This window comes from Streptomyces sp. NPDC060366 (assembly GCF_042725135.1).
Lineage (GTDB): Bacteria > Actinomycetota > Actinomycetes > Streptomycetales > Streptomycetaceae > Streptomyces.
In genome coordinates this window covers 31,090-43,280 of record NZ_JBHXDC010000029.1, presented here as the reverse complement: position 1 = coordinate 43,280, position 12,191 = coordinate 31,090, and the positions used below count along the sequence as shown (strand labels likewise).

General features: G+C 69.8%; 10 protein-coding genes and 1 pseudogene. 10 read left to right on the top strand and 1 reads right to left on the bottom strand.

From position 1 onward, the window contains the following. Positions 1–24 precede the first annotated feature (24 nt). Positions 25–843: a hypothetical protein gene (locus ACFWHU_RS36450; protein ID WP_385802920.1), complete on the top strand. Its 819-nt coding sequence runs from the start codon at positions 25–27 to the stop codon at positions 841–843. A 100-nt stretch (positions 844–943) separates the two neighbouring features. Here the strand turns inward: ACFWHU_RS36450 and ACFWHU_RS36445 are convergent, their stop codons facing one another. Next, positions 944–1,687 carry an SDR family oxidoreductase gene (locus ACFWHU_RS36445; protein WP_387230436.1) on the bottom strand — a complete coding sequence of 248 codons (744 nt, stop codon included), beginning with the start codon at positions 1,685–1,687 and terminating at the stop codon, positions 944–946. Positions 1,688–1,904: 217 nt separating this feature from the next. Between ACFWHU_RS36445 and ACFWHU_RS36440 the strand changes: the two genes are divergently transcribed. From ACFWHU_RS36440 to ACFWHU_RS36400, 9 genes and pseudogenes are all read left to right on the top strand, one after another. Next, positions 1,905–2,549, top strand: coding sequence for a GntR family transcriptional regulator (locus ACFWHU_RS36440; RefSeq protein WP_387230434.1), 645 nt, complete (start codon positions 1,905–1,907; stop codon positions 2,547–2,549). Beyond that, entirely contained in the window at positions 2,546–3,457 is a 912-nt protein-coding gene (locus tag ACFWHU_RS36435) for a dihydrodipicolinate synthase family protein (protein ID WP_385802926.1), read from the top strand. Before ACFWHU_RS36440 ends, ACFWHU_RS36435 begins: the two co-directional genes overlap by 4 nt. Beyond that, positions 3,454–5,226, top strand: a complete 1,773-nt coding sequence (araD, locus tag ACFWHU_RS36430; protein ID WP_387230432.1) for an L-arabinonate dehydratase — start codon at positions 3,454–3,456, stop codon at positions 5,224–5,226. The genes ACFWHU_RS36435 and araD overlap by 4 nt, the downstream gene beginning before the upstream one ends. A 50-nt stretch (positions 5,227–5,276) precedes the next feature. Further along, positions 5,277–6,245, top strand: a complete 969-nt coding sequence (locus ACFWHU_RS36425) for a carbohydrate ABC transporter permease (RefSeq protein ID WP_387230430.1) — start codon at positions 5,277–5,279, stop codon at positions 6,243–6,245. Continuing rightward, on the top strand, positions 6,242–7,150 hold the full coding sequence (locus tag ACFWHU_RS36420) for a carbohydrate ABC transporter permease (RefSeq protein ID WP_385802931.1): 909 nt from the start codon (positions 6,242–6,244) through the stop codon (positions 7,148–7,150). Before ACFWHU_RS36425 ends, ACFWHU_RS36420 begins: the two co-directional genes overlap by 4 nt. Beyond that, a pseudogene (locus ACFWHU_RS36415) lies at positions 7,147–8,268 on the top strand (Gfo/Idh/MocA family protein); the annotation flags it as partial. The gene ACFWHU_RS36420 and the pseudogene ACFWHU_RS36415, both read left to right, overlap by 4 nt. Further along, positions 8,251–9,141 (top strand): PmoA family protein, encoded by an 891-nt coding sequence (locus ACFWHU_RS36410; RefSeq protein ID WP_387230463.1) that lies wholly within the window; start codon positions 8,251–8,253, stop codon positions 9,139–9,141. The pseudogene ACFWHU_RS36415 and the gene ACFWHU_RS36410, both read left to right, overlap by 18 nt. After that, a complete protein-coding gene (locus ACFWHU_RS36405; protein WP_387230428.1) occupies positions 9,138–10,736 on the top strand; it encodes a glycoside hydrolase 43 family protein in 1,599 nt (532 codons plus the stop codon). Before ACFWHU_RS36410 ends, ACFWHU_RS36405 begins: the two co-directional genes overlap by 4 nt. Positions 10,737–10,823: 87 nt before the next feature. Further along, positions 10,824–12,161 (top strand): ABC transporter substrate-binding protein, encoded by a 1,338-nt coding sequence (locus tag ACFWHU_RS36400; protein ID WP_385802935.1) that lies wholly within the window; start codon positions 10,824–10,826, stop codon positions 12,159–12,161. The last annotated feature ends 30 nt before the right edge of the window (positions 12,162–12,191 follow it).

Genomic DNA, 12,191 nt, shown 5'->3' with positions numbered 1-12,191 from the left:
ACGGCCCCGGGAGAAGGGGTTACCGTGCTCAAAATCGGTGACATCACGTATGACCATCGGTCGCCCGGCGACGCGAAATCGGCCGTCTACAAGGCGATGGGCGCAGCGGCGCCGAAGGACAACACACCCCAGCGTGCGGTGCTGGGCGCGACCGCCGCCGTCGCGGCCGGCGGCGCGGCGCTGTTCGAACTGCCGGACGTCCGGAAGGTCTACGACGACTTCCTCGCGCAGGCCACTCAGTTCGCGACGACGACCGCGGCGGACCGTAACTGGTGCCGGCAGAACTGGGACCGCAGCACCGCCGACGAGCTGGCCACCGCGCAGCCGCGCCAGGCCACGACTCTCAACGGTCTCCGCGCGCAGGGCAGCGTCGTGATCGCCCGGGGCACCAACCCGGTGCAGGCCCGGCAGATCCTCACCCACCGCACCTTCGGCGGTCATCTCCTGGACGTGAACATCACCGCGCCGCCCACCGCCGACGACGCCGACGCCCAGACCGGCCGCGGCATCAAGGACACCGTGGCGGGCCGCATCGAGGAGTGGTCGCTCGGTCAGCAGACGGGATTCTCCATCGACGGCTTCATGCTGATCGCGGAGGCCGACGTCACCCTCGTCACGCTGCCGCGCAGCGACGGCGCCACCCAGGGCGGGGAAGCGGGGGTGTGCGGATTCGCCGCCGCCGGGCTGCGGCGAGTGGCGATCCTGTCGGAGGGCCGCGCGTCCGGCGATCCTCCGGAGAAGCGGGAGCTGGAGCGGATCAGCGTGGCGATCGGCCGCGACAGCGCCGCTGTGGTGACCCTTCTGAAAACAGCCGCCCTCCAGCAACGCGGCGTCGTCCTGTAACAACGCGCGCGGTCGGGGCCCGGAGTGCTCGCGGCGGAAGTTCTCGCTCCGCCGCGATGCTCACCTGCACCAAGGCGGTCAGCCCGCAGCACCTCATTGACTAGAGGACGCCTCCGTTGGCGCGGATGTTCTGGCCCGTGAGCCACCGTCCGTCGGGTCCCGCGAGGAAGGCGACCACGTCCGCCACGTCCTCGGGCCGGCCGAGTCGTCCGAGCGAGGTCATTCCGATGACCATCGCCAGCTTCTCGGGCTCGTTGGCCGCGTTCAGAAGGTCGGTGTCCGTGGCGCCGGGTGATACGGCGTTGACCGTGATGCCCCGTGCGCCCAGCTCACGTGAGGCCACCAGCGTCAGCTGTTCGAGGGCGCCCTTGCTGGCCGCGTAGGGGGCGTTGCCGGGTGCGGGGAAGACCGTATTGAGGGTGGAGATGTTCACGATCCGCCCGCCGTCGCGCATGTGCCGCGCCGCGTGACGCACCGTGAGGAACACCGACTTCGCGTTCACGGCCATCACTCTGTCGAAATCGGCCTCGGCCGTCTGTGCGAGGGGCACGACGTCGGTGTGCACGGCCGCGTTGTTGACCAGGATGTCCAGGCCGCCGAGCCGATGCCCGGCCGTAGTCATCAACTCCTCGGCCGCGCCGGCCCCGGCCAGATCCAGCTGGACCGCGGTGACGTTCCCGCCCGCCTTCCCGGCCTGCCTCACGACATCGTCCGCGGCGTCCCGGCTCCGCGCGTAATTGAAGACCACATCCGCCCCGTCCCGCGCGAGCCGCAGAACAACAGCCCGGCCGATCCCCCGCGAGCCCCCGGTGACGACAGCCGCCTTGCCCGTGAGTACCGCCATGGCCCCTCCCACCTGGACACCGCGTCTGTCACGACACCCCTACCCCACCGGTTGACCCATCAGCCTCGCGTGACGGCGCTGAAACAGCAAGCGCTTACCACTTCCCGGAAGAACTTCTGCGCGAAGCATTGACGAAACATCTGAGCGGTCCTACTTTCATCGCGTCGTACTTCGTACGTCATATATGAGACGCGATACGCGAGATGTGAGAGCGCCCATGGCCTTCGCTCCGAGTCCGATTCCCTCCCGCACCCAGTTCGTCCTGGAAGCGATCAAACACGGCATCCTGACCGGCGGTCTCAGCCCCGGTCAGGCCCTGGTCGAGACCGAACTGGCCGCGCGGTTCGGGGTGTCGAAAACTCCGGTACGAGAAGCACTCAAGACGCTCGCCGGTACCGGCCTCGTCGTGATGAGCCAGTTCAAGGGCGTCACCGTACGGACCGTCGACGCGGGAATGGCCCATGAGGTCTACGAGGTACGGCTGCTGCTGGAGCCGGAGGCGCTACGGCGTTCCCTCGCCCGGCACGCATCCCTGGACGCCGCCCGGGACGCCCTGTTCAGGGCCGACGAGGCGGTGGACCAGGCCGAACGCTCGCTCGCCAACCGGGAGTTCCACCGCGAGCTGTATCTCTCGTGCGGCAACCCTCTGCTGACCCGGATGCTCGACGAGGTGCGCGACCAGGCCGCACTCGTCTCCACCGTCGCCTGGGCGGCCGATCCGTCCTGGGACCGGGAGGCCGACGAGCACCGGGAGATCCTGCGCCTCGCCCTGGCCGGTGACGCCGCCGGCGCCGCACTCGCCCTGCACGACCACATCGCCTCCTTCGTACGGCGGGCGTTCCCCGAGGGAGACCAGATATGACAAGCCAGGGTCTTCTCGCGTCGCGGGACGCGCTCGCCGATGTCGTGGCGATCCCCGTCACGCCGTTCACCGACGACGACACCATCGACACCAAGGCGCACCGGGCACTGCTGCGCCGGCTGATCGACGGCGGAGTGCGCACGCTCACGCCGAACGGCAACACCGGTGAGTACTACGCCCTCAGCCCCGACGAGCGCCGTACGGTCACCGAGCTGACCATCGAGGAGGCGGCCGGCCGGGCAACGATCCTGGTGGGCATCGGACTGGAGGTGCCGACCGCCGTTGCCGCCGCGGTACACGCCCGGGAGACCGGGGCCGCGATGGTGATGGTCCATCAGCCGGTGCACCCCTACGTGTCGCAGGACGGCTGGATCGACTACCACCGGGCCATCGCCGAGGCGGTGCCGGAGCTGGGGGTCGTGCCGTACATACGTGATCCGCGGCTGCCCGGCGAGAGCCTCGCGGCGCTCGGCGAGCTGTGCCCGAATGTGGTCGGCGCCAAGTACGCCGTGCCGGACGCCGCGCGCTTCGCCGCGTTCGCGCGGGACGCGGGACTGGAGCGCTTCGTCTGGGTGGCGGGGCTCGCGGAGATGTACGCGCCCTCGTACTTCGCGGGCGGCGCCACCGGCTTCACCTCGGGTCTTGTCAATGTCGCCCCGACCGTCTCGCTGGGGATGCTGGAGGCGCTGCGCGCCGGGGACTACGGCACGGCGATGAAGGTCTTCGAGCGCATCCGGCCCTTCGAGGAGCTGCGTGCGGCACGGCAGTCCGCCGACAACGTGACCGTCGTGAAGGAAGCGCTTGCCGCGCTGGGGCTGTGCCGACGCGACGTACGGGCCCCGAGCCGCGTACTGCCCGAGCCGGTACGCGCCGAGGTCGCCGGCCTGATCGCGGGCTGGCCGACATGAGCACCCACGGCGACACACCCGCCGCATCCCGCCCCGACGGACGCCTCACCCCCGAGGACCTGCGCAGCCACCAGTGGTACGGCAGCGACATCTCGTCGGGCCTGCGCTCCTTCAGCCACCGGGCCCGTACCCGCCAGCTCGGCTATCTCCCCGAGGAACACCTCGGCAAGCCGGTTGTCGCGATCCTCAACACCTGGTCCGACATCAATCCCTGCCATGTCCACCTGCGGGAACGCGCCCAGGCGGTCAAGCGGGGCGTCTGGCAGGCGGGCGGCTTCCCGCTGGAATTCCCGGTGTCCACACTCTCCGAGACGTTCCAGAAGCCGACCCCCATGCTCTACCGGAACATGCTGGCGATGGAGACCGAGGAGTTGCTCCGCTCCTACCCGGTCGACGGCGCCGTCCTGATGGGCGGCTGCGACAAGACGACACCGGCGCTGCTGATGGGCGCCGCGTCCGTCGATCTGCCGACCGTCTTCGTACCGGCGGGGCCGATGCTTCCCGGGCACTGGCGCGACGAAGTCCTCGGCTCCGGCACCGACATGTGGAAGTACTGGGACGATCGGCGCGCCGGGCTGATCGGTGACTGCGAGCTGACGGAACTGGAGAACGGCCTCGCCCGCTCCCCCGGCCACTGCATGACCATGGGCACGGCGTCGACCCTGACCGCCGCCGCCGAGGTGCTCGGCGTCACGGTCCCGGGGGCGTCCTCGGTCCCGGCCGTCGACTCCGGGCACGAGCGGATGGCTGCCGAGTCCGGACGGCGGATCGTGGAGCTGGTCTGGCAGGGCCTCACCCTGTCGAAGATCCTCACGCCCGACGCGTACGAGGACGCCATCGCGACCGTCCTCGCCCTCGGCGGCTCCACCAACGCCGTCATCCATCTGATCGCGATGGCCGGCCGCTCCGGCATCCCGCTCAGCCTCGCCGACTTCGACCGCGTCGCCCGCACCGTGCCCGTCCTCGCCAACCTCCGTCCCGGCGGCAGGTACTTGATGGAGGACTTCCACTTCGCCGGCGGGCTGCCCGGCTTCCTGTCCCGGCTGACCGACGTCCTGCATCTGGACCGCCCCACCGTCGCGCACGACACGATGCGCGAACAGCTCCACGGCGCGCGAGTCCACAACTCCGACGTCATCCGCGAACGCGACAACCCGCTCGCTGCCGAGGGCGGCGTCGCCGTACTGCACGGCAACATCTGTCCCGACGGCGCCGTCATCAAGCACATCGCCGCCGAGCCCCATCTGCTGCACCACACCGGTCCCGCCGTCGTCTTCGACGACTACCGGCAGATGCAGCGCACCATCAACGACCCCGCGCTCGCCCTCACGCCGGACCATGTGCTCGTCCTGCGCAACGCCGGACCCAAGGGCGGCCCCGGCATGCCCGAGTACGGCATGCTCCCCCTCCCCGACTATCTGCTCAAGCAAGGTGTACGGGACATGGTCCGGCTCTCCGACGCCCGGATGAGCGGCACCAGTTACGGCGCTTGCGTGCTGCACATCGCGCCCGAGTCGTACGTCGGCGGACCCCTGGCCCTCGTCCGCACCGGCGACCTCATCACCCTCGACGTCGACGCCCGCAGCCTCCATCTCCACGTTTCCGACGAGGAGTTGACCCGCCGCCGGGCCGACTGGACCCCGCCGCCCGCCCGCTACGAACGCGGCTACGGCGCGCTCTACCTCGAACAGATCACCCAGGCCGACACCGGCTGCGACTTCGCCTTCCTCGCCCGTCCCGGAGAGGTCCCCGACCCCTACGTCGGATGAGACGGCCAGGAACGCACACCCCTTTCCACCGAAGGAACGGAGAACCGGTCATGGCCTCAGCTGTGGCGCAGGACTCATCAGGCGCCCCGCCCGGGGCACCCAAGAAGCCGGGGTCCCGTACAACCCGAACCAAGAGCACGGGAATCTCACCACGCCGCCTGCCGTATCTGCTGATCGCCCCCGCCGTACTGCTGATGGTGGGCTTCATCGCCTATCCGATGCTCAGCGTCTTCTACTACAGCCTCCAGAACTACAACGCCACCAAACCCTGGCGGAACGGCTTCGCGGGTCTCGACAACTTCAGGCGGATCTTCACCGACGACCCGCTGTTCTGGGACAGCCTCGTCTTCTCCGGCAAGTGGGTCTTCACCGAGGTCACGCTCCAGCTCGCCCTCGGTCTGATCCTCGCGCTGCTCGTCAACCAGACGTTCGTGGGCCGCGCCGCCGCCCGCGCCATGGTCTTCTCGCCCTGGGCCGTCTCCGGCGTACTGACGACGACGATCTGGCTGCTGCTCTACAACCCGTCGACGGGCGTGGGCCGTTATCTCGCCGACGCGGGCATCGGCACCTATGGCTCGTCCGTGCTCTCCGACACCGGCACGGTCTTCTGGGCCGCCGTCCTGGCCGAACTCTGGCGCGGGGTGCCGTTCTTCGCGATCCTCATCCTCGCCGATCTCCAGTCCATCCCCGGGGATCTGTACGAGGCGGCGTCGGTCGACGGGGCGAACAGGTTCCGGCAGTTCTTCCACATCACCCTCCCCCATCTGCGGGACGCGATCATCCTCTCCACGCTGCTGCGTGCCGTGTGGGAGTTCAACAACGTCGACCTGCTGCTCACCCTCACCGAGGGCGGACCGGCCGGCGTCACCACCACGCTGCCGCTGTACGTCGCGGTCACCGGGTTCGAGGCACACGACTTCGGCTACGCCACCGCGCTGACGACCGTCGCCTTCGGGATCCTCCTCTTCTGCTCGATTCTCTATCTGCGCCTGAGCAAGTTCGGAGGCGATCACAAGTGACCGCGCTCATGACCGAGAAGGGCACTTCCACCGTGTCCGCGGGCGACAGCCGTAAGCCCCCGTCGGTGCGGCGGAAGCGGCGGCGCGAGCGCGCCTTCGACGAGGTGCCCCGCTGGCAGATCTATCTCCCGCTCGGGCTGTACCTCCTCTTCACCCTCGTGCCGTTCTACTGGATGCTGCTGTTCTCGCTGCGACCCGCGGGCTCCACCTCGCTGGTGCCGTGGCCGATGACCTTCGACCACTTCGAGAAGGTCTGGAACGACCGGAGTTTCTCCGTCTTCTTCCAGAACAGCGCGCTGATCGGCGTGTTCACCCTGATCTGTACGACGACGGTCGCGCTGGCCGGCGGTTACGCTCTCGCGCGGTTCAACTTCCGTATCAAGCAGGCCTTCATGCTGGCGCTGCTCTGCTCGCAGTTCATCCCCGGCGCGCTGATGCTGGTGCCGCTCTTCCAGATCTTCAAGAACCTCTCGCTGATCAACTCCCCGCTCAGCGTGGTCATCGCGGAGACCGTCTTCCAACTGCCGCTCTCCATCATCCTGATCAGCGGCTTCATCAAGAACGTGCCGTACTCCCTGGAGGAGGCGGCCTGGGTCGACGGCTGCTCACGGCTCCAGGCGTTCCGTATCGTCGTGCTGCCGATGCTGCGGCCCGGTCTGATCGCCGTCGGCTCCTTCGCCTTCGTGCACAGCTGGAACCATTTCCTCTTCGCCCTGATGTTCCTGATGGATCAGGACAAGCAGACGATCCCGGTGGGCCTCTCCACCCTGATCGGCGCGGACAGCGTCGACTTCGGGGCGCTCGCGGCCGGTGGTGTGATCTCCGCCGTACCGGTCGTGATCGTCTTCGCCTTCATCCAGAAGTGGCTGATCACCGGCTTCAGCGCGGGGGCGGTGAAGGGATGAGCCTCCCCGTGGTGCTGGCCGGCGCCCGTGGTCACGGCCGCTCGCATCTGCGCAACATCCGCAGGCTCGAACAGAGCGGCCTGGTAAGGCTCGTGGGTGTCTGCGAGCTGGACCCGCTGTCCCCGGCGGAGCTGGAGGGCTTCGCCGCGCCCGAGCAGTCCGCCGACCTCGGTGAGCTGCTGGAGCGCACGGGCGCGCGGATCGCCGTCGTCTGCACCCCCATCCACACGCACACCGATCTCGCACTCACCGCCGCCGCCCACGGGGTCCACACCCTGCTGGAGAAGCCGACGACCGCCTCCTACCCGGAGTTCGAGCGGCTGCTCGCCGGTCTGGACAAGAGCGGCACCGCCTGCCAGATCGGGTTCCAGTCCCTCGGTTCCCATGCCGTCGACGCGATCGGGGAGCTGATCCGGGACGGTGCGATCGGACGGCTCCGCGGGATCGGCGCCGCCGGGGCGTGGGTACGCGACGAGGCGTACTACCGCCGCGTTCCCTGGGCCGGACGGCGGTCGCTGGACGGGCGGGACGTCGTGGACGGCGTGCTCACCAACCCACTGGCGCACGCGGTGGCGACGGCCCTGCGCCTGGACGGAAGCGACCGGGCCGAGGACATCTCCGGGATCGAGCTGGAGCAGTTCCGGGCCAACGACATCGAGGCCGACGACACCAGTTGTCTGCGGCTGCGGACCGCGCGCTCCACCCGGATCACGGTCGCCGTCACCCTGTGCGCGGAGCGGAACGCGGAGCCGTACGTCGTGGTCCACGGGACCGAGGGGCGAATCACCTTCTGGTACAAGCAGGACCGGGTGCGGGTGGAGCGTACGGGCCGGGAGCCGGTCGAGACGGTGTACGGGCGAACGGACCTGCTGGAGAACCTGGTCGCGCATCTGGATCAGGGCGCGGAACTCGTCGTACCGCCGCACCGTACCGGCGCGTTCATGCGGATCCTGGAGGCCGTCAGGACCGGCTCGTCGCCCGCGCCGCTGCCCGCCGACGCCTGGTACGGCGCGGACGGCGACAGCGGACCGCGCCGGGTCGTCAAGGGCGTGGACGCGCTGGTCGCGCAGAGCGCCGAAACCCTGGCCACGTTCGCCGAACTGGGCGCCGACTGGGCCGCGCGACCGGGCGCGGACGAGGACACGACGGTCCTGCGCCTCGCCGGCCGCGCGGTGGCCGACTACGTACACCGGCCGCGACTGCCCGCGGCGCTGTCCCCGCGCCCGTATCTGCACCCGGTGCGCACCCTCGGCGGTCTGGTCGTCACCGAGCTGCGGCCCGCCGACCACGCGCACCATCTCGGGGTGTCGATGGCCGTGCCGGACGTGGCGGGTGTCAACTTCTGGGGCGGACGCACCTATGTACGCGACCAGGGCCCGGTGGCGCTCGACAACCACGGCGTCCAGGAGCACACGGGTTGGCTCGGGCCGGTCCCCGACGGCTGTGCGCAGGAGCTGTCCTGGACCCGGGAGGGGCGCGAACTCCTCTCGGAGCGGCGCGCGATCCGGGCGCACTCGCTGTCCGACGGCGCCTGGGCCCTGGACTTCACCTCGACGCTGACCAACGTGTCCGGCGCCGATCTCTCCTTCGGCAGTCCTGCCACCAACGGGCGGCCGGGTGCCGGGTACGGCGGGTTCTTCTGGCGGGCCCCGAAGGAGGGCGCGGCGGACCCGAGGCCCGAGGTGTTCACCGCGACCGCGAGCGGCGAGGACGCGGTGCACGGGAGCACCGCCGAGTGGCTGGCGCTCGCCGGTCAGGGATGGACGCTGGTCTTCGTTGGGGGTGACGAGGAGACCCGGCGGGACCCGTGGTTCGTCCGCACCGGCCAGTACCCGGGCGTGGGCTCGTCACTGGCGTGGGAGCGGCGGCTGCCACTGGCCGCGGGCGCCGCCCTGTCGCGGCGGATCGTCACCGTCGTCGCGGACGGCCGGCTCGACCGCCCGGCAGCGGCGGCCCTGGCGGCCCTGGCCCTTGAGGTGGCGCCGTCATGAGCCTGCCGTGGCGCGCCGACCTCGGCGACGGGACGTACCGCAATCCGGTGCTGAACGCCGACTGGTCCGACCCCGACGTCATCCGCGTCGGCGGCGACTACTACCTGACCGCGTCCAGCTTCGGCCGGTCGCCGGGACTGCCCCTGCTGCACTCCCGCGACCTGGTCAACTGGTCGCTCGTCGGGCACGCCCTGGACCGGCTCGAACCGGCGGCCGACTTCGCCTCGCCCCGCCACGACGGCGGGGTGTGGGCGCCTTCGCTCCGGCACCACGCGGGTCGGTTCTGGATCTTCTGGGGCGACCCGGACCACGGCATCCAGCAGATCAACGCCCCGCGGATCACGGGTCCGTGGAGCGAACCCTTCCTCCTCAAGGCCGGCAGAGGACTCATCGACGCCTGTCCGCTGTGGGACGAGCGGACCGGTGAGGCCTATCTGGTGCACGCCTGGGCCAAATCGCGCTCGGGCGTCAAGAACCGGCTGACGGGGCACCGGATGAGCCCGGACGGGCGCCGCCTCCTCGACGACGGGAAGACCGTCGTGGACGGGGACTCGCTGCCCGGCTGGTTCACGCTGGAGGGGCCGAAGCTGTATCAGCGCGACGGCTGGTACTGGATCCTCGCGCCGGCCGGCGGGGTGTCGACCGGCTGGCAAGGGGCCTTCCGGGCACGGGAGTTCTTCGGTCCGTACGAGGAGCGGACCGTACTGGCCCAGGGGCGTACGGAGATCAACGGGCCGCACCAGGGCGCGTGGGTCCCCGGCAACGCGCCCGGCGAGGACTGGTTCCTGCACTTCCAGGAACGCGGCGCCTACGGGCGGGTGGTGCATCTCCAGCCGCTGCGCTGGGGCGACGACGGCTGGCCGGTCATCGGCGCGGACGGCGAGCCGGTGCGCGTACACCGCAAACCCCTCGCACCCCGGCGGCCGGTACAGGCGCCCGCCACGGACGACGTGTTCCCCGGCGGCCGGTTCGGACTCCAGTGGCAGTGGACGGCCAACCCGCCGAAACGGTGGGCGAGTTCCGATCCCGGCTGGACCGTGCCGCACCCGGGCGACGGGCTACGGCTGACGTGCCGTCGTACGGACACGGCCCACGATCTGCGCGGGCTGCCGCACGTTCTGGTGCAGCGGCTGCCCGCGGAGAGCTTCACCGTCACGGTCGAACTGGCCCTGGAGAGCGGGGAGCCGGGAGCCAGGGCGGGACTCGCGGTGCTCGGCGACGCCTTCTCCTGGATCGGTCTGGAACGCGGCACGGACGGCGAGGTCCACCTGGTGCACCGCTTCGCCGAGACCGGCGCCACCCATGAACGGGACGCCGCGCGTCCGCTCGCCGCGCCCGGCGCGCGCGCCGTGCTGCGCGTGGAGGTGAGCGCGGGCGGACGGTGCCGGTTCTCCGCCGCCGTGCGGTCCGTGGAAGGCGCCCCGGACGCCTTCCGCGCCTCGGGGCCGGTCTTCACCGCCACACCCTGGCGCTGGGTCGGCGCGCTCCTGGGGCTGTTCGCCACAGCGCCCGGATCCGCGCACGGCTCGGCGACACCGGTCGGAGAGGGATTCGCCGGGACGGCCGCCTTCGACGACTTCCGTATCACCGCCTGATCCGCACAGCCCGCGAGCACCACCCCGGAAACCCCCCCGCAAGCCCCCGAAAGACCTCGGAAGAGACCTCAGAGAGAAGAGCCGATCATGACAGTCTCGAAGACAGACAGAGGGCGGACGGCCGCGGCCGTCTCCCTGGCGACGGTACTCGCCCTGACGGCCACCGCGTGTGGCGACGACGGCAGCGGCGGGAGCGGCAGCGAGGGGTCCGGCAAGGGTGAGATCACCCTGTGGGACAACAACACGGGCGAGCGCCGGGACATCTGGGCGCAGATCATCAAGGACTTCGAGAAGCAGAACAAGGACATCAAGGTCAAGTACGTCGGTCTGCCCATCGACCAGGTCCAGCAGAAGTACGACACGGCGATCGACGGCGGCGGGCTGCCGGACGTCGGCGGTGTCGGCACCGCGTATCTCTCCAACCTCGTGGTGCGGGAGGTCCTGGAGCCGGTCGGCGACCGTATCGACGCGGGCCCGCTCAAGGGCAAGCTCGTCCCGTCGATGGTGGAGAGCGTGAAGGCGGCGGGCGGGCGCGGCGACACCATGTACTCGGTGCCGAGCTCCACCAACAACGGCACTCTCTGGTACCGGACGGATCTGTTCTCACGGGCGGGTCTTGAAGCGCCGACCACGTGGTCCGCGTTCTACGACGCCGCCGAGAAGCTCACCGAGCCCGGGACGGACAAGTTCGGTTACACGATCCGCGGCGGCGCGGGATCGATCGCCCCGGCGATGGACGCGATGTACGGGCAGTCCGGCATCACGTCCTTCTGGGAGGGCGACAAGACGACGGTCAACGATCCGAAGAACGTGGCGGCGCTGGAGAAGTACGTCGCCCTCTACAAGAAGGTGACGCCGTCCGCCGACGTCAACAACGACTTCATCAAGATGGTCGCCCAGTACGACAACGGCACCATCGGCATGCTGACCCACAATCTCGCGTCGTACCAGGACCATGTGAAATCGCTGGGCGAGGAGAAATTCAAGGGCCTGCCCTATCCGGCGCAGGAGAACGGTGAGCGCGTTCAGGTCTCCAACCCGGTGGACGGGCTCGGTCTGTTCAAGAACAGCAAGAACAAGGCGGCGGCCTGGAAGTTCATCGAGTTCGCCGCCTCCCACAAGTCGAACAGCGCGTGGAACGAGTCGGCGGGCTCCATACCGGCGAACATCGACGCGGCGTCCGACGCCTGGATCCAGAAGGCGGAGCCGACGGCCGCGGCCATGAAGGCGCTCAGCGACGGTTCGACGAAGATCGTCAACCTGCCGTACTACCTGCCCGACTGGAACACGATCAGCAAGTCCGGCAACGAGCCGAACTTCCAGAAGGTGCTCCTCGGCGACATGACCGCCAAGGAGTTCGCCGACAAGGTGGCCAAGGAGCTCAACGACGCACAGGCGGAGTGGAAAGAGCAGACCCAGAAGTGACACCCGGTCCGCGACCGTCACCGGTCGCGG